The organism is Streptomyces sp. BE20, from assembly GCF_036322525.1.
GTDB lineage: Bacteria > Actinomycetota > Actinomycetes > Streptomycetales > Streptomycetaceae > Kitasatospora.
On the sequence record NZ_JAQYWW010001085.1, the window covers coordinates 1 to 17,237 of the forward strand.

At 72.0% G+C, this 17,237-nt stretch carries 13 protein-coding genes, 5 tRNA genes and 1 pseudogene; 15 read left to right on the forward strand and 4 right to left on the reverse strand.

What is annotated here, in order from left to right:
- Both PUR61_RS31105 and PUR61_RS31110 read right to left on the reverse strand, forming a co-directional pair.
- On the reverse strand, nucleotides 1-137 hold a 137-nt coding region (locus PUR61_RS31105), incomplete at its 3' end, for a roadblock/LC7 domain-containing protein (protein ID WP_329882915.1).
- 10 nt (nucleotides 138-147) lie between these two features.
- A complete protein-coding gene (locus PUR61_RS31110; protein ID WP_329882843.1) occupies nucleotides 148-4,011 on the reverse strand; it encodes a nitrate- and nitrite sensing domain-containing protein in 3,864 nt (1,287 codons plus the stop codon).
- A 686-nt stretch (nucleotides 4,012-4,697) separates the two neighbouring features.
- Here PUR61_RS31110 and PUR61_RS31115 point away from each other — a divergent pair.
- From PUR61_RS31115 to PUR61_RS31150, 8 genes are all read left to right on the forward strand, one after another.
- Nucleotides 4,698-4,919 carry a hypothetical protein gene (locus tag PUR61_RS31115; protein ID WP_329882844.1) on the forward strand — a complete coding sequence of 74 codons (222 nt, stop codon included), beginning with the start codon at nucleotides 4,698-4,700 and terminating at the stop codon, nucleotides 4,917-4,919.
- A gap of 243 nt (nucleotides 4,920-5,162) precedes the next feature.
- Nucleotides 5,163-5,963: a fumarylacetoacetate hydrolase family protein gene (locus PUR61_RS31120; RefSeq protein WP_329882845.1), complete on the forward strand. Its 801-nt coding sequence runs from the start codon at nucleotides 5,163-5,165 to the stop codon at nucleotides 5,961-5,963.
- Nucleotides 5,956-7,455 carry a glutamate--tRNA ligase gene (gene gltX, locus PUR61_RS31125; RefSeq protein WP_329882846.1) on the forward strand — a complete coding sequence of 500 codons (1,500 nt, stop codon included), beginning with the start codon at nucleotides 5,956-5,958 and terminating at the stop codon, nucleotides 7,453-7,455. Before PUR61_RS31120 ends, gltX begins: the two co-directional genes overlap by 8 nt.
- Before the next feature lie 269 nt (nucleotides 7,456-7,724).
- Nucleotides 7,725-7,796: transfer RNA gene (locus tag PUR61_RS31130), tRNA-Gln, on the forward strand.
- Nucleotides 7,797-7,838: 42 nt separating this feature from the next.
- Nucleotides 7,839-7,911 (forward strand) — tRNA-Glu (locus PUR61_RS31135).
- Nucleotides 7,912-7,938: 27 nt separating this feature from the next.
- Nucleotides 7,939-8,011 (forward strand) — tRNA-Glu (locus tag PUR61_RS31140).
- Between the two features lie 26 nt (nucleotides 8,012-8,037).
- Nucleotides 8,038-8,113, forward strand: a tRNA-Glu gene (locus PUR61_RS31145).
- A 45-nt stretch (nucleotides 8,114-8,158) separates the two neighbouring features.
- Nucleotides 8,159-8,233, forward strand: a tRNA-Gln gene (locus PUR61_RS31150).
- 188 nt (nucleotides 8,234-8,421) lie between these two features.
- Here PUR61_RS31150 and PUR61_RS31155 read toward each other — a convergent pair.
- On the reverse strand, nucleotides 8,422-9,135 hold the full coding sequence (locus PUR61_RS31155; protein ID WP_329882847.1) for an IclR family transcriptional regulator: 714 nt from the start codon (nucleotides 9,133-9,135) through the stop codon (nucleotides 8,422-8,424).
- A 231-nt stretch (nucleotides 9,136-9,366) separates the two neighbouring features.
- On the opposite strand from PUR61_RS31155, the gene leuC reads away from it, so the two are divergent.
- The 4 genes from leuC (at nucleotide 9,367) to PUR61_RS31175 (ending at nucleotide 12,795) form a co-directional block, all read left to right on the forward strand.
- Entirely contained in the window at nucleotides 9,367-10,806 is a 1,440-nt protein-coding gene (leuC, locus tag PUR61_RS31160; protein WP_329882848.1) for a 3-isopropylmalate dehydratase large subunit, read from the forward strand.
- A gap of 5 nt (nucleotides 10,807-10,811) precedes the next feature.
- Entirely contained in the window at nucleotides 10,812-11,408 is a 597-nt protein-coding gene (leuD, locus tag PUR61_RS31165) for a 3-isopropylmalate dehydratase small subunit (protein ID WP_329882849.1), read from the forward strand.
- A 183-nt stretch (nucleotides 11,409-11,591) separates the two neighbouring features.
- Nucleotides 11,592-11,939: a hypothetical protein gene (locus tag PUR61_RS45575; RefSeq protein WP_380356926.1), complete on the forward strand. Its 348-nt coding sequence runs from the start codon at nucleotides 11,592-11,594 to the stop codon at nucleotides 11,937-11,939.
- Between the two features lie 133 nt (nucleotides 11,940-12,072).
- On the forward strand, nucleotides 12,073-12,795 hold the full coding sequence (locus tag PUR61_RS31175) for an HU family DNA-binding protein (RefSeq protein WP_329882850.1): 723 nt from the start codon (nucleotides 12,073-12,075) through the stop codon (nucleotides 12,793-12,795).
- A 458-nt stretch (nucleotides 12,796-13,253) separates the two neighbouring features.
- On the opposite strand, the pseudogene cofC reads toward PUR61_RS31175, so the two are convergent.
- A pseudogene (gene cofC, locus PUR61_RS31180) lies at nucleotides 13,254-13,925 on the reverse strand (2-phospho-L-lactate guanylyltransferase); the annotation flags it as partial.
- Nucleotides 13,926-14,139: 214 nt separating this feature from the next.
- On the opposite strand from cofC, the gene PUR61_RS31185 reads away from it, so the two are divergent.
- The 3 genes from PUR61_RS31185 (at nucleotide 14,140) to PUR61_RS31195 (ending at nucleotide 17,172) form a co-directional block, all read left to right on the forward strand.
- Entirely contained in the window at nucleotides 14,140-14,970 is an 831-nt protein-coding gene (locus tag PUR61_RS31185) for a lysophospholipid acyltransferase family protein (RefSeq protein WP_329882851.1), read from the forward strand.
- On the forward strand, nucleotides 14,967-15,968 hold the full coding sequence (locus PUR61_RS31190; protein ID WP_329882852.1) for an NAD(P)H-dependent glycerol-3-phosphate dehydrogenase: 1,002 nt from the start codon (nucleotides 14,967-14,969) through the stop codon (nucleotides 15,966-15,968). Before PUR61_RS31185 ends, PUR61_RS31190 begins: the two co-directional genes overlap by 4 nt.
- Nucleotides 15,969-16,029: 61 nt before the next feature.
- Complete coding sequence (locus tag PUR61_RS31195; RefSeq protein ID WP_329882853.1) at nucleotides 16,030-17,172, forward strand: D-alanine--D-alanine ligase family protein; 1,143 nt, start codon at nucleotides 16,030-16,032, stop codon at nucleotides 17,170-17,172.
- Nucleotides 17,173-17,237 lie beyond the last annotated feature (65 nt).

Sequence of the window (17,237 nt, forward strand, 5' to 3'; positions counted from 1 at the left end):
GCGCGGTCGCGGGGGAACCCTTCGGACATGCACAGCAGGAGGCCGTCCGCGGAGACCACCACCGTGTGCGACACCCCGGGGGTGTTGTCCACGAAATTGGTGATCAGCCAGTTCAGGTTCTGTGCGGCCTGGCTCATCTGATTCAACTCAACGCTCCTGATGATCTGCGGCGTTGCCGTCGGTCCGGCCCCCGAAACTATCGAACCCGGGCTGCTGGGCACCATGGCGGAATCCGGCCTGATTGCCCTGGCCCTGGGCCTGGCCCTGAGGCTGGCCCGGGCCCTGGCCGGCGGCCTGCTCGGCGCCGACCCGGCGGCCCTGCTGGATACCGCGGCGAAGGTTGGTCAGACGGCCCCGCACCTCCTCGGGAGCGCGGGACACCTGAGGACCGGTCAGCGGGGACGACTCGGCGGTCCCGGAGACCAGGTTGGCCTGCGGGGTCCGCCGGGGGAGGCCCGACATGGTGACGCCGCTGGTCGAGGGCTCGCGGACCTGCTCGGCCCGCCGCCAGCGCTCGTCGTTGGCGGACGGACGCCACGGGGCGTCGTCGAGACCGTCCTGCGGACCTTGCGGACCTTGCGGACCCTGCGGAGCCTGCGGAGCCTGGGCCTGGGCGTGCTGGGCCTGGGCCTGCGGGGCAGGGCCCTGGGGAGCCTGGCCCTGCGGGGCCTCGGCGCGCGGCTGCGGCTGCTGCTGCTGGGCCTGGGCGGCCCGACGGGCCTGCGGAGCCGGGCGACCCGGTGCCTCGTCGAAGCCCGGCGCGGTGGTCCCGGGACGGCGCGGCTGGTACCCCCGGGGCCGGGACCCCGGCTGGCCCGGGCGGGCCTCCTCGCCGTACCGGGCCTGCTCGGCCGGGGCGCCGCCGTCGGACGGACCGGTGGGCAGGGCCATCGGCTCCGGACGGGCCGGCTGCTGCTGGGGCTGCTGCTGGGCGGCCTGCTCCGGACGGACCGGCTCCGGGAGTGCCGGGTTGGGCACGCTCGGAAGGACCGGCTCGACCAGGCCGAGGCCCAGCGGGTCGCGCGGGTCGATGTCACTGGCCTCGAACCGGGGGCGGGCGAACTGCTGGGTGCTCTCCAGCGACGCGGACTCGGCCGACGGGAGCGGCTGGGCGGCCTGCGGCTGCTGGATCTGCTGGCGGGGCTGGCCCTGCTGCGGCGGGAGCTGCGGCTGGCGGCCCTGCGGCGGCGCACCCGCTCCGGGTCGCTGCGGACGACCCTGACCCGGGCCCTGCGGCCCCTGGGGACCCTGCGGACCCGGCCGGCCGGGGGCCTGTCGGCCCTGGCCCGGCTGGTTCTGGCCCTGCGGGCCCTGCCCCTGTCCCTGGCCCGGCCGCTGGCGCTGCGGGAGCCCGTCCTGCGGACGGTTGCCCGGGCGGGTGCCCTGCGGCGCACCGCCGGGTCGGCCGGGCTGGTCGGCCCAGCCGTGCTGCGGCTGTTCGGCGGTCCGGGCGGCCGGGCCGCCCTCGGCCCGCGGCCGCTCCTGACCGGGGCGCGGACCGGCACCGGGGCCGGCCTGCGGAGCACCGGTCTGCGGAGCACCGGTCTGCTGGCCGCGGCGGGGCAGACCACCGGGGCCGCCCTGCGGCGCACCGCCGGGGCCGCCCTGGGCCGGGCCCTGCCGGCCCGGGGTGCGCTGCGGCAGGCCGCCCTGCTGGCCGGCGGCGGGCCGACCACCCTGCGGGTTCTGCGGGTTCTGCTGGCTCTGGGCGCCGGCCCGGCCGGCCGGGGCCGCCGGGGTCTCGCGCAGTGCCTGGCCGACCTGCCGGGTCGGCAGGCCGCCCTGACCGCCGGGACCGCCCTGACCGGCGGGGGTGTTCGGTCCGCCGGGACCGCCCTGGCCGAGCTGCGGCCGGTTCTGCGGGGTGCCGCCCGGCGCGCCCTGGCCGAGTGCGGCCGGGGCACCGCCCGGGCCGCCGGGCATCTGACGCTGCTGGCGCGGCGTCGGGGCGACCCCGCGCTGCTGCTTGGCCTGCGCCGGGCCGGGCCGGCCGGCGCCGCGGCGGTCGGCGGAGTTGGTGACGTCCACCGGGAGCATGACCAGCGCGGTGGTGCCGCCGGAGTCGCTGGGGCGGAGCTGGATCCGGATGCCGTGCCGCAGGGACAGACGACCGACCACGAAGAGGCCCATGCGGCGGGAGACGGAGACGTCCACCGTCGGCGGGTTGGCAAGGCGCTCGTTGATCTCGGCGAGGTCGTCCGGGCTGAGGCCGATACCGGTGTCGTGGATCTCGACCAGCACCCGGCCGTCCGGCAGCGCGTGGCCGGTGACCCGGACGCGGGTCTGCGGGCTGGAGAACGAGGTGGCGTTCTCCAGCAGCTCGGCGAGCAGGTGGACGAGGTCGTTGACGACGCGGCCGGCGACCTCGGCGGACGGCACGGAGGCCAGTTCGATGCGCTCGTACTGCTCCACCTCGGAGGCGGCGGCGCGGAGCACGTCGACCAGCGGGACGGGGCGGGTCCAGCGGCGGCCCGGGTCCTCACCGGCGAGGACGAGGAGGTTTTCGCCGTTGCGGCGCATACGGGTCGCGAGGTGGTCCAGCTTGAAGAGGTTGGCCAGCTGGTCCGGGTCGGCCTCGCGGCTCTCCAGCTCGGAGATGAGCGACAGCTGGCGCTGGATGAGGCCCTGGCTGCGGCGCGACAGGTTGGTGAACATCGCGTTGATGTTGCCGCGGAGGAGGGCCTGCTCGGCGGCGAGGCGGACGGCCTCGCTGTGCACCATGTCGAAGGCGTGGGCCACGTGGCCGATCTCGTCCGCGGAGTCGACGGCGACCGGTTCGACGGTGACGTCGACGTCGTGCGGGTCGCTCTCGGAGAGCGTCTTGACCAGCTCCGGGAGCCGCCGCTCGGCGACGTCCTCGGCCGCGGCCTGCAGACGGGTCAGCGAGCGCACCATCGAGCGGGCGATCAGACCGGCGCCACCGAGGGCGACGAGCAGCACGAGCGCGACGGCGGCACCGATGATCAGGGCCTCGGTGTCGGCCTGGGACTGCAGCTCCTGGGCCTTGCCGTCGAGGTCCTCGATGAGCTTGGACTCGATGCGGCGCTCGGCGGAGATCTTGGCGGTGGACTGCTCGTACCAGTCCTTGAAGCTGACGGTCTCGCTCTGGTGGATACCGCTCTGCTGGAGGATCGAGCGCGCGTAGCGGTCGGCCGCGGCGACCACCGAGTTGTAGCTCAGCTGGCCGCGCAGGTTGTCCAGGTCGTGCGAGGTGTAGATGTTGTTGAAGCCGGTGAGCGCGTTGTCGTAGGACGAGCGCAGCCGGATACCGAAGGACTCGTCGCTCAGGCTGAGGTTGGGGCCGTCGGGGTTGGCGAGCGCGGCGCTGATCAGCGCACGCTGCTGCGACGTGGAGTTCTTGGCCAGCGAGAACTGCTGCAGGGCGCGGGTCGAGCGGACCAGCTCGCGGTTGTTGGAGGCGAGCGCGATGTCCTGGGTGATCGACAGCAGGTCGCGGATGATCACGTCGTAGGCGGTGATCGTGGCCTGGATGTTCTGGTTGTTCTGGTAGGGCGTGCCACGGGCGTCGGAGACCGAGTTCAGGTCCTTGCGGATCTGGAAGAGCAGCGCCTTCCCGCCGGAGAGTTCGAGGTTCTCGAACTTGTCCGAGGACGCGGTGAAGGTGCGGCTGAGGTCGTCGGTGACCTTGCGGGCGGCGACGATGTCGTCGTCCAGCGGTGCGTTCGGCTTGGCGGTGATCGGGCCGGCGCTGATGTCCCGCTCGTTCTGCAGCGCGTTGGCGAGGTCGGTCGCCTTCTTGGCCAGATCGGAGAGGTTGGCCATCTGGGCCAGCTGCTGCGAGGTTTCGAGCGAGGTCTGGATGCGCAGGCCACCGAGGACCAGCGCGACCATGACCGGCAGCGCGAGCAGGGCGATCAGCTTGCTCCGGATTCGCCAGTTGCGCATGGCGAGCCGGCTCACGCCCTTGGCCCGTCGGCGGGTCAGCGTGGTGCGGAGCTTGTCCCGGGTCGACTTCCGGTCCGCCCCGTCCTCCTCCGGCCGGCCGATCACCTCGGGCGCCGGTTCGGCCGGGCCGCCGGGCGTTGCCGCCTGCTGGGGGGCTGTCGTGGGCTCACGCGACTCCGGGTCACCCGCGGCGCCGCTACCCCTTTTGAAACGTCCCTGCACTGGCGTCGCAACCTCTGGACCGGGCGTCCCGCCGCGTCGCCGCAGCCTGGACGGTGTGGAGTTTCCATCCGCACCCCGGCCGGTCCGGGAGAGCGGGTCACCGGGGTGGACTACTCCCTACCCACGGTCCGTGGCATTCCAGCACAGCCGGGGAATCCCAACAAGGGCCGCCAGGGCACACCGGGCGGTGCTACCCACTGCGCGCGGGTTCTCACTGACTGTGCGCCAACCGGACCGGAATACCGCCTTTTTCGGACACTCGTCAGATGCATGCCAAGCGGGTCCGAGATCAACAAGAGTCGTAGAGCTTCGGATATGCCCGATATATCCGGTATGCCGGTAAAAGCTGATGCGGCGATATGTCGGATATAAGAGAATTGCTTCTCGATTTGTGAGCAAAATCACAGGTGTATGTGTAGCTTTGGTCACGGTCGCTGTGGAAAGAGATCCGTAACCTGGCTGTCTCCGGAGCGCGGCCCCGAATCAGCCTGCCCGGAATCTCCCCGAACCACTCAGGCCGGTGCCGATCCCCGCGGATCGCCCGGCCACGACCTTGAGGTGCTGACGCGATGTCCCAGGCGAAGAACGCCACCCAGTCCACGCTCTCCAGCGGTTCCACGGCGAACCCGCGCCGGACGACGCTGGCCTCGGTCGAGGACTTCGGCAAGGTCCCGGGCGCCCGCAGGGCCGAGGACGTCGCGACCTACGCCACCGAGCTGCCGTCCTCCACCGCCAACCCGCGTCGCACCGTGCTGATGGTCGCGCCGCTGGTGAACGTCCCGCAGAGCTGAGCCGTTCCTCGGGACCGCGCCGTCCCGCGGGTGGCGAAGGGCGCCGCGACCGACCCCTCCGGGCGGTCGCGGCGCCCTTCGCCGTGCCGGGGCGCAACGTCCCCGAACAGGGGCAAAGCGGGCAGCGGGGGGCCCACGCGATAGCCTGGGCAGCGATCGAGCGGGTCCGGGCCCAGACGGGTTCGGCGCCCACCAGCGCCCGGGCGCGCCCGGGCGGCCGTCGAAGCGAGGGGTAGCCCAGCCGTGCGCATTGCCAGGTTTTCCGTCCGGGAAGGGAGCCCTGCCGCCGGCAGCGTCTCCTTCGGCGTGGTCGAGGGGGACCCGGCCCGGCCCGAGTCGCTGGTCGTCCACGCCCTGGCCGGCCACCCGTTCGGGCAGCCCCAGCCGACGGGTGAGAGCTACCGCTTCCAGGACGTCCGGCTGCTCAGCCCGATGCTGCCCAACAAGATCGTCGCGGTCGGCCGCAACTACGCCGCGCACGCCGCCGAACTGGGCAACGACGTCCCGGACGTCCCGCTGACCTTCTTCAAGCCGTCCACCGCGGTGATCGGCCCGACCGAGGCGATCGCCTACCCGCCGTTCTCCTCGGACGTCCAGCACGAGGCCGAACTCGCCGTGGTGATCGGCCGGATGTGCCGTGAGGTGCCGCTGGACCGGGTGCCCGAGGTGATCCTCGGCTACACCTGTGCCAACGACGTCACCGCGCGCGACGTCCAGCAGCGCGAGGGCCAGTGGGCCCGGGCCAAGGGCTTCGACACCTCGTGCCCGCTCGGCCCGTGGATCGAGACCGACCTCGACCCGGCCGACCTCGCCGTCACCTGCACCGTCAACGGCGAGCTGCGGCAGACCGGCCGCACCTCCCGGATGGTCCGCTCGGTCGCCGAGCTGATCGTCCACATCTCCGAGGCCATGACGCTGCTTCCCGGCGACGTCATCCTCACCGGCACACCCGCTGGGGTGGGCCCGCTCAACGTCGGCGACGAGGTCGCCGTCTCCATCGAAGGCATCGGCACTCTCACCAACAAGGTGATCAAGCGTGGCTAACACCGACCCCACCGTCCGGGTCCGCTTCTGTCCGTCCCCGACCGGCAACCCCCACGTGGGCCTGGTCCGCACCGCCCTCTTCAACTGGGCCTTCGCCCGCCACAACGGCGGCACGATGGTCTTCCGGATCGAGGACACCGACGCGGCCCGCGACTCCGAGGAGTCGTACGAGCAGCTCCTCGACGCCATGAAGTGGCTCGGTTTCGACTGGGACGAGGGCCCCGAGATCGGCGGCCCGCACGCGCCGTACCGCCAGTCGCAGCGGATGGACGTCTACGCCGATGTCGCCCGCCGCCTCCACGAGGCCGGTCACGCCTACTCCTGCTACTGCTCGACCGAGGAGCTGGACGCCCGCCGCGAGGCCGCCCGCGCGGCCGGCAGGCCGTCGGGCTACGACGGCCACTGCCGTGACCTGACGGACGACCAGGTCGCCGTCTACAAGCTGGAGAAGCGCGAGCCGATCCTGCGGTTCCGGATGCCGGACACCACCATCGTGTTCGACGACCTGGTCCGCGGCACGCTGAGCTTCGAGCCGGAGAACGTGCCCGACTACGGCATCGTCCGGGCCAACGGCGCACCGCTCTACACCCTGGTCAACCCGGTGGACGACGCGCTGATGGAGATCACCCACGTGCTCCGCGGCGAGGACCTGCTCTCCTCCACCCCGCGCCAGGTCGCGCTCTACGCGGCGCTCGCGGACATCGGCGTCGGCAACGGCACCACCCCGCGCTTCGGCCACCTGCCGTACGTGATGGGCGAGGGCAACAAGAAGCTCTCCAAGCGTGACCCGCAGGCCTCGCTCAACCTCTACCGCGAGCGCGGCTTCATCCCCGAGGGCCTGCTCAACTACCTGTCGCTGCTGGGCTGGTCGCTCTCCGCGGACGACGACATCTTCTCGGTCGAGCAGCTGGTCGAGGCGTTCGACGTCGCCGACGTCAACGCCAACCCGGCCCGCTTCGACCTCAAGAAGTGCGAGCACATCAACGCCGAGCACCTGCGCAGGCTCGCGCCGGAGGACTTCGTCCGCCGCCTCGTGCCGTACCTGCAGGCCCCGGGCCTGCTGCCGGCCGAGCCGACCGCCGAGCAGCTGGAGCTGCTGGCCAAGGTGGCACCGCTCACCCAGGAACGGATGGTCGTCCTCGGCGAGATCGTCACGATGGCCGGCTTCCTGTTCGTCGCCCCGGACGACTTCGCGGTCGACCCGGACGACGCGGCCAAGGTGCTGACCGCGGACGCCCGCCCGGTGCTGGAGGCCAGCGTCAAGGCGCTGGAGGCGCTGGAGGACTTCACGCCGGAGCCGATCCAGGCCGCGCTGCGCGAGGCGCTGGTGGAGGGCCTGGGCATCAAGCCCAAGTTCGCCTTCACCCCGCTGCGGGTCGCGGTCACCGGCCGGCGGGTCTCGCCGCCGCTCTTCGAGTCGATGGAGCTGCTCGGCCGGCCCGAGACGCTGCGCCGCCTGAACGCCGCTCTGGCCGCCGCCCCGGCGGCCTGACCGGGGCTCCGACCAGGACGCCGAGCAGGGCCCGCCCGGGTCCTGCTCGGCTCGCGGGCCAGGCCCGGTGCCGGGCCCTCGGCGCCCCCGGACGTCACCGGGCGGCCTCCCGGCCGCCGCCTGGGGTTATCGATTTTGGAGCCAGGCCAGACGTCGGGTAATGTTCTTTCTGCGCCGCCCGGGAGGGAACGGACGGGGGAGTGAAACCCCGTCGGGAACCGAACGAGGGGCGCAACGCCCGAGAAGGCCCCGCAAGGGTCCAACTCTGGTGGGGTATGGTGTAATTGGCAGCACGAGTGATTCTGGTTCATTTAGTCTAGGTTCGAGTCCTGGTACCCCAGCGCAGTACAGCTCCACCGCAGTACCGTACAACAAGAGATCAAGCCCCCGTTGTGTAGCGGCCTAGCACGCTGCCCTCTCACGGCAGTAGCGCCGGTTCGAATCCGGTCGGGGGTACTGGTTCCGCAAGGGACCACCTGGAAAGCCCCCGTTGTGTAGCGGCCTAGCACGCTGCCCTCTCACGGCAGTAGCGCCGGTTCGAATCCGGTCGGGGGTACTGGTTCCGCAAGGGACCGCCAGGAAGCCCCCGTTGTGTAGCGGCCTAGCACGCTGCCCTCTCACGGCAGTAGCGCCGGTTCGAATCCGGTCGGGGGTACCAGAGCAGGAAGGCCGATGGGCTCACCCATCGGCTGAATTGCTTTGTTGGGGTATGGTGTAATTGGCAGCACGAGTGATTCTGGTTCATTTAGTCTAGGTTCGAGTCCTGGTACCCCAGCCAGAAAGTACGGCCCCGGTTCACGCCGGGGCTTTTCGCATTTCCGGCGGTCGTGCGGAATTGCGACGCCGGCCATTTCGAAGGGCCCGCCCACCAGGTGAGCGGGCCCTTTCGGATTCGTGGGGGATTTTCTGCGGGGGGCGGATACGGGGACGGGCGCGTGGGGGTGGGGGAGGGCCTGCGGGGGAGTTTCAGCTGCGGCGCAGCGCCTCGGTGAGGCGGTTGGCGGCTTCGATGATGGCCTGGGCGTGCAGTCGGCCCGGGTGGCGGGTCAGGCGCTCGATGGGGCCGGAGACCGAGACGGAGGCCACCACGCGGTTGGAGGGGCCGCGGACCGGGGCGGAGACCGAGGCCACGCCGGGCTCCCGCTCGCCGATCGACTGGGCCCAACCGCGCCGCCGCACGCCGCTGAGCGCGGTGGCGGTGAAGCGGGCGCCCTGGAGGCCGCGGTGGAGCCGCTCGGGCTCCTCCCAGGCGAGCAGGACCTGGGCGGCCGAGCCGGCCTTCATCGGCAGGGTGCTGCCGACCGGGACGGTGTCCCGCAGACCGGAGAGCCGCTCGGCGGCGGCGACGCAGATCCGCATCTCGCCCTGCCGGCGGTAGAGCTGTGCGCTCTCGCCGGTGACGTCGCGCAGGTGGGTCAGGACCGGGCCCGCGGTGGCGAGCAGCCGGTCCTCGCCCGCCGCGGCGGAGAGTTCGGAGAGTCGGGGGCCGAGGATGAAGCGGCCCTGCATGTCCCTGGTGACCAGGCGGTGGTGTTCGAGTGCGACGGCGAGTCGGTGGGCCGTGGGGCGCGCCAGACCGGTGGCGGCGACCAGCCCCGCCAACGTGGCGGGGCCCGACTCCAGTGCGCTCAGCACCAGAGCGGCCTTGTCGAGAACGCCGACGCCGCTAGAGTTGTCCATGCCCTAAGACTGCAGTCTCAGTCCGCGAGACGCAAGTTCAATCTTCCGGGAAAAGCGCCACTCTGGATGCAGCAGCCCGGGAGACATCCAGGATGCGGCCCCGACCAGGTGTCCGCATGGTGGACAACGATCCGGTGTGCAGGTCGCGCGACGCGAGCCTCACAGGGCGGCGAAAGCTTCGACCTCGACGACACGAGAAGGCCGGCAACGCGGCCGGCTGGAGGGAACCCGATGGGACGGACACTCGCAGAGAAGGTCTGGGACGACCACGTCGTGCGGCGCGCGGAGGGCGAACCCGACCTGCTCTACATCGACCTTCACCTGCTGCACGAGGTGACCAGCCCGCAGGCCTTCGACGGCCTCCGGCTGGCCGGACGCACGGTCCGCCGCACCGACCTCACGATCGCGACCGAGGACCACAACACCCCGACCCTCGACATCGACAAGCCGATCGCCGACCCGGTCTCCCGGATCCAGCTGGAGACGCTGCGGCGCAACGCCGCCGAGTTCGGCGTCCGGATCCACTCGCTCGGCGACGTCGAGCAGGGCGTCGTGCACGTCGTCGGCCCGCAGCTGGGCCTGACCCAGCCCGGTACGACCGTGGTCTGTGGCGATTCCCACACCTCCACCCACGGCGCCTTCGGCGCACTGGCGTTCGGTATCGGCACCAGCCAGGTCGAGCACGTGCTGGCCACCCAGACGCTGCCGCTGGCCCCGTTCCGGACCATGGCCATCACCGTGGAGGGCGAACTCCCCGACGGAGTGACCGCCAAGGACCTGATCCTGGCGATCATCACGAAGATCGGCACCGGCGGCGGTCAGGGCTACGTCCTGGAGTACCGCGGTTCGGCGATCCGCAGCCTCTCCATGGAGGCCCGGATGACCATCTGCAACATGTCCATCGAGGCGGGCGCCCGGGCCGGCATGATCGCGCCTGACCAGATCACCTTCGACTACCTCGAAGGCCGCCCGCACGCCCCGAAGGGCGAGGACTGGGACGCCGCCGTCGCCTACTGGAAGACCCTGGGCACCGACGAGGACGCGGTCTTCGACCACGAGATCTTCATCGACGCCGCCGAGCTGACCCCCTTCGTCACCTGGGGCACCAACCCCGGTCAGGGCGCCCCGCTCGGTGCGAACGTCCCGCACCCCGAGTCGTTCGCCGACCCGCAGGAGCGGACCGCCGCCGAGAACGCCCTCGCGTACATGGGCCTGGTGGCCGGTACGCCGCTGCGCGAGGTCGCGGTCGACGCGGTCTTCGTCGGCTCCTGCACCAACGGCCGGATCGAGGACCTGCGCGCCGCCGCGGCCATCCTGGAGGGCCGCCGGGTCGCCGACGGCGTGCGGATGCTGGTCGTCCCCGGTTCCGTCCGGGTGGCCCTGCAGGCCGTCGAGGAGGGCCTGGACAAGGTGTTCACCGCGGCGGGTGCCGAGTGGCGCCACGCCGGCTGCTCGATGTGCCTGGGCATGAACCCCGACCAGCTGGCCCCCGGCGAGCGCTGCGCCTCGACCTCGAACCGCAACTTCGAGGGCCGCCAGGGCAAGGGCGGACGCACCCACCTGGTCTCCCCGCAGGTCGCCGCCGCGACCGCCGTCCTGGGCCGGCTGGCGGCCCCCGCCGATCTGAGCGCCGCCGACCTGGCGGACCCCAACGCCGCTGTGGAGGTCTGAGCAGCATGGACAAGTTCACCACCCACACCGGCCGGGCCGTCCCGCTGCGCCGCAGCAACGTCGACACCGACCAGATCATCCCGGCCCACTGGCTCAAGAAGGTCACCCGTTCCGGTTTCGAGGGCGGTCTGTTCGAGGCCTGGCGCAAGGACGAGTCGTTCATCCTCAACCGGCCCGAGCGGGAAGGGGCCACCGTCCTGGTGGCCGGCCCCGAGTTCGGCACCGGCTCCTCCCGTGAGCACGCCGTCTGGGCGCTCCAGAACTACGGTTTCCACGCGGTCGTCTCCTCGCGCTTCGCCGACATCTTCCGCGGTAACTCGCTGAAGAACGGCCTGCTCACCGTGGTGCTGCCGCAGGAGACCGTGGAGCGGCTCTGGGAGCTCACCGAGGCCGACCCGACCGCGGAGATCACCGTCGACCTGGAGGCCCGCGAGGTGCGCGCCGAGGGCATCACCGCGTCCTTCGAACTGGACGACAACGTTCGGTGGCGGCTGCTGAACGGGCTGGACGACATCAGCATCACCCTGCAGAACGAGGCCGACATCTCGGCGTTCGAGGAGACCCGTCCCTCGTTCAAGCCGCGCACTCTGCCGGTCGCCTGAGATCCCGTTCTGAACAAGCATTCTGACGATCCGCCGGATGGCCCGCTCCCCCCTCGGGGGGGCGGGCCGTCCGCCGTTCCGGAGCGGGAGTTGTGCGGCCCGGCCGCCCCCCGATTGCCCTTTCGGTAATGCGGCGGAGGGCCCCGCGCATGCACAACTCCGGGTAGATGGCACAATCAGTGCATGCACCGGCACCATGAACCTCCGTACGCGGGCGGCGAACCCGCGTCACCGGAGTCCACGGGCCGGGGATCCGAACGCCGAATTGACGATCGGCCGGACGCCGCCACCTCACCTGCTGAGGGGCCGGACGACCCGGAAGTCGCAGCGCTCTTCGCGCTTGTGGCCGAGCGGTTGAAGCAAGCTCACGACCGCGTGCATGCGCTGAACGTGTCTGCCGATGCAAAGACCGCTCTCGCCCGTCAACTGCTGATCGTCACGGAGACCGCCAAGCGCGATCTTCCCGGGGCGGCGCGGCGGTTGAGTCGCTTTGTGCAGGACCTCGACGAGGGGCGCCCGCCCGTCGACTGAGGTCGCCGACGCGCAAATCCATTGCGACACTAGGGTGATTCGCGCGTTTGGTAATTGAAAGTCCGCAGATACATACCTAACGTGCGAAATGAACGGATGGAATCATCCGGCGCCCGTTTCCGAAGGGGAAGACGTGAACAAGGCTCAGCTTGTCGAAGCGGTGGCCGAGCAGCTGGGCGGTCGCAAGGCTGCCGCAGAGGCCGTCGACGCAGTGCTCGACACCATGGTCCGCGCCGTTGTGGCCGGTGACCGGGTGTCGGTCACCGGTTTTGGCACCTTTGAGAAGGTGGAGCGCTCCGCGCGCTTCGCCCGCAACCCGCAGACCGGCGAGAAGGTCAAGGTCAAGAAGACCTCGGTGCCCCGCTTCCGTCCCGGCCAGGGCTTCAAGGACCTGGTCAGCGGCAGCAAGAAGCTGCCGAAGGAAGGCCCCTCGGTGAAGAAGGCGCCCAAGGGCTCCCTCACCCCGGGCAAGAGCGGTGTCGCCGCGACTCCGGCCGCCAAGCGCGCCGCCACCAAGCGTGCCGCCACGGCTGCCGCTGCCGCCGCCCCGGCGAAGAAGGCCGCGGCGAAGAAGACCGCCACCACCACCGCCGCCGCCGCGAAGAAGACCACCGCGACCGCTGCCAAGAAGGCGCCCGCCGCCAAGAAGGCCACCACCACCGCCGCCGCGAAGAAGACCACCGCGACCGCGACCAAGAAGACGGCGGCCGCCGCGAAGAAGACGGCCACCACCGCCGCCGCCAAGAAGACCACCGCGACCGCCGCCAAGAAGGCGACCGCGACGGCCAAGAAGACGGCTCCGGCGAAGAAGACCGCCACCCGTAAGACCACCGCGCGCAAGACCTCCGCGAAGTAGTCGACGGACGGCCTTCGAGAGCCGTGGCGCAGCACTCCACCCGGTTTTCCGGGCGGGGCCGGCGCCACGGCTCTCCGGTTTTCCGGGCCTCCGGCGCCGTACGGACGCGGTCAGCCCGCGGCCGGGTCCGCGGCCGGGTCCGTGGCCGGGTCCGCGGCCGGGTCCGGGAAGGTCTGCAGCGTCAGGAAGACCACTCGGCGGGCCTCCGCGGCGCCCTCGGTGCGGATCCGGACCCGCTGGCCGGGACGGAGCAGCCGCAGGCCGCCGGCGTCGAAGGCGGTGGCGTCGAACGGCACCGGGGTCCCGTCGTCGAGCAGCACGGAGCCGGCCCGGGTGGCGGGGTCGAAAGTGAACGCGGTGGCCTGCATGTCAGCAGCATAGCGAGCACCACCGACAGTCCCGGGTGACGTGCGGGCCGGGGCCCGGCGCGGTCCGGAGGACCGGTCCGGCAGGTACCCGAGCCGGACCGCCAGGGCCCGGGTGTGCGGGCCCACGCCGAGGGCCAGCGCCGCCGCCAGGTCCTCGCCGGTGTCGACGTCCCGGCGGACCGACTCCACGCCGGTCAGCCGCAGTTCGCGGGCGCCGCCGGCCGCGTGCCGGGCCCGTGAACCGTCCCCGAAGGCGGGGGAGAGCGGGCTGCCCGGGGCGCAGGCGAGCAGGGTGGTGCCCAGGCCGGGTGCGTCGGGCAGGAAGGCCCGGCCGGTGACCGGGACGGCGGTCAGCACCCGGCCCAGTTCGGCCGGGCGCAGGGCAGGCAGGTCCGCCGAGAGAGCGGCCAACGGGGCGCGCGGGGCGAGTGCCAGCGCGACCGCCGCGCCGTGCGCCAGTGCGTCGTTGAGTCCGCCCCCCGGTTCGTCGTCGACGACCAGGGCGCCGAGCGCGGCGAGCAGCTCGCCGGCCTCCGCGTCCCGGGTCACCACCAGGACGCGACTGACCTCGGAGGCGGCCAGCGCGGCGGTGACGGTGTCCAGGGCGAAGGAGAGCGCCAGGTCCGGGCGGTGCGGGCCGGCGAACGGCGCCAGCCGTGACTTGGCCCGGGCGAGCTGCTTGAGCGGCAGTACCAGCGACCAGCCGGCAGTGGGTGCGGCGGGCGCGACGGGCCCGCTGGGGCGTACGGTGTCCTGGGTCATCGGCGTCATTGTGACGCCGGTCCCGGAACCCTCGCCAGGCCGTCCGAACTGTGCGGACGTGCGTTTGATCACGCCCGCCCGACGTGCTGGCGCGGTTGCTCGACAGCCGGTGAGCGGTCGGGTGAGACTGTTCCGCGCCCGGGCCCCGAAGCGGGGTCGCGGCGACGTGACTGACGCGGCACCCGACGTGCCGCACGGATGAGGAGGATCTGGGGTGGCCCGCCGCTCGTACGCCAGCTTCGGCAACGCCGACTACGGCATCTGGTACCGCTTCGCGGCCGTGCTGGTGAAGCCGGTGACGACCGCCCTGGTCAAGCCCGACTGGCGGGGCTGGGAGCACCTTCCGAAGAAGGGCGGCTTCATCACCGCGGTCAACCACAACTCGGTCATCGACCCGGTGATCTACGCGCACTGGCAGTACAACAGCGGACGGCCGCCGCGGATCCTCGGCAAGTCCTCGCTGTTCTCCGTGCCGTTCATCGGCTTCATGCTCCGCAAGACGGGCCAGATCCCGGTGTTCCGCGAGTCGACCGACGCGGCGCAGGCGTTCCGGGCCGCCATCGACGCGGTCAACGGCGGCCAGTGCGTGCAGTTCTACCCGGAGGGCACCCTCACCCGGGACCCGGACCTCTGGCCGATGACCGGCAAGAGCGGAGTGGCCCGGGTCGCCCTGATGACCGGCGCCCCGGTCATCCCCGTGGCGCACTGGGGCGCGCACGAGATCATCCCGCCGTACGGCAGGGGCGGCGCCGGGAAGAGCAAGTTCAACCTCTTCCCGCGCCACCGGGTGACGGTGGCGGCCGGGCCGGCCGTCGACCTGAGCAAGTACCGCGGCCAGGAGCTGACCGCCCAGGTGCTCAGGGACGCCACCGAGGACATCATGACGGCGATCACCGCCGTGCTGGCCGAGATCCGCGAGACCGAGCCGCCCGCCGAGCGGTACGACATGCGGGAGGCGGCCCGGAACCGGGGCGCCGCCGCGGCGGCCCGCCGGCAGAAGGCGGCCGGCCGGGCCGCCGACGAGGACGAGGAGGCCGGCAAGTGACCCGATGTGCCGTGTTCGGAACGGGCTCCTGGGGCACCGCGTTCGCGATGATCCTCGCGGACGCCGGCTGCGAGGTGACCCTCTGGGGCCGCCGGCAGGAGCTGGCGGACGCCGTCAACGCCACCCACGTCAACCCGGACTACCTCCCCGGGGTCCGGCTGCCCTCCTCGGTCCGGGCCACCACCGACCCCGCCGAGGCGCTGGCCGGCGCCGACTTCGCGGTGCTGGTGGTGCCCTCCCAGACGCTCCGCGAGAACCTGGCGGCCTGGGCGCCGCTGCTGGAGCCGCAGACCGTCCTGGTCAGCCTGATGAAGGGCATCGAGCTCGGCACCGCCAAGCGGATGAGCGAGGTCATCGGCGAGGTCGCCGGTGTCGGTCCGGAGCGGATCGCCGTGGTCAGCGGCCCCAACCTGGCCCGCGAGATCGCCAACCGGCAGCCCGCCGCGAGCGTCGTCGCGTGCACCGACGAGTCGGTCGCCAAGCGGCTCCAGGCGGCCTGCCACACGCCGTACTTCCGGCCGTACACCAACACCGACGTGATCGGCTGCGAGCTGGGCGGTGCGGTGAAGAACGTGATCGGCCTCGCGGTCGGCATGGCCAACGGCATGGGGCTCGGCGACAACACCAAGGCGACGCTGATCACCCGCGGGCTGGCCGAGACCACCCGGCTGGGACTGGCACTCGGCGCGGACGCGCACACCTTCGCCGGACTCGCCGGGATGGGCGACCTGGTGGCGACCTGCTCCTCGCCGCTCTCCCGCAACAACACCTTCGGCACCAACCTGGGCCGGGGCATGTCGCTGGCGGAGACCATCGCGGCCACCCGGCAGACCGCGGAGGGCGTGAAGTCCTGCGAGTCGGTGCTCGACCTGGCCCGGCGCTGCGGCGTCGACATGCCGATCGTCGAGGCCGTGGTGGACGTGGTGCACAACGGCCGGCCCACCCAGGAGGTCCTTCAGACGCTGATGTCCCGCTCGGCCAAGCCCGAACGGCGGTGAACGTCCGCCCCAGGGTGGCTCACCTGTCCGAAACAGGCCGCACGGTACTCTCGGTCGCGATATGAGCATCGAACAGACCTCCCAGAACCCGTCCGTGAAGCCTCGTGTCGCCATCGTCTTCGGCGGCCGCAGCTCCGAGCACGCCATCTCGGTCTCCACCGCGGGCAGCGTGCTGAGGGCGATCGACCGCGACAAGTACGAGGTGCTGCCGATCGGCATCACCCACGAGGGCCGCTGGGCGCTGGTCAGCGACGAACCGGCCCGGATGACCATCACCGACGGCCGGCTGCCGGACGTCGACCAGGTCGCCGAGTCCGTCGAGGGCCAGGTCGCGCTGCCGCTCGGCCCGGGCAGCCGCGAGGTGGTCTGGAGCGAGCCCGGCGCGGCCCCCAAGGCGCTCGGCGAGGTCGACGTGGTCTTCCCGCTGCTGCACGGCCCCTGGGGCGAGGACGGCACGCTGCAGGGCCTGCTGGAGCTCTCCGGCGTGCCGTACGTCGGCAACGGCGTGCTCTCCAGCGCGGTCGGCATGGACAAGGAGTTCACCAAGCGCCTGCTGGCCTCGCACGGCCTGGGCGTCGGCCGCTACACCGTGGTCCGCCCGCGCGAGTGGGAGACCGAGGAGGGCCGCGCGGCCGTCCGCGAGCGGGCCGCCGAGCTCGGTCTGCCGCTGTTCGTGAAGCCCTGCCGGGCCGGCTCCAGCATGGGCATCACCAAGGTCAAGGACCTCTCCGACCTCGACCGCGCGATCGACGAGGCCCGCCGGCACGACCCCAAGCTGATCATCGAGGCAGGCGTCTCCGGCCGCGAGATCGAGTGCGCCGTGCTGGAGTTCGAGGACGGCCCGCGGGCCAGCGTCCCGGCCGAGGTGCTGGTCGGCGGCGACTACGAGTTCTACGACTTCGAGGCCAAGTACATCGACTCCTCGGAGGTGCGGATCCCGGCCGAGCTGTCCGGCGAGGAGACCGCCGAGATCCGCCGCCAGGCGGTGGCCGCGTTCGAGGCGCTCGGCTGCGAGGGCCTGGCCCGGGTGGACTTCTTCCTGCTGGAGGACGGCAGCTGGATGGTCAACGAGATCAACACCATGCCCGGCTTCACCCCGATCTCGGCCTACCCGAAGATGTGGGAGGCGAGCGGGCTGTCCTACCCGGAGCTGATCGACCGGCTGCTGCAGGCGGCGCTGCGCCGCTCCACCGGACTGCGGTAGCCGCGCGGACCGCACCGCGGACGACGGCGAGGGCGGGCCCGGGGGAACCCGGGCCCGCCCTCGCG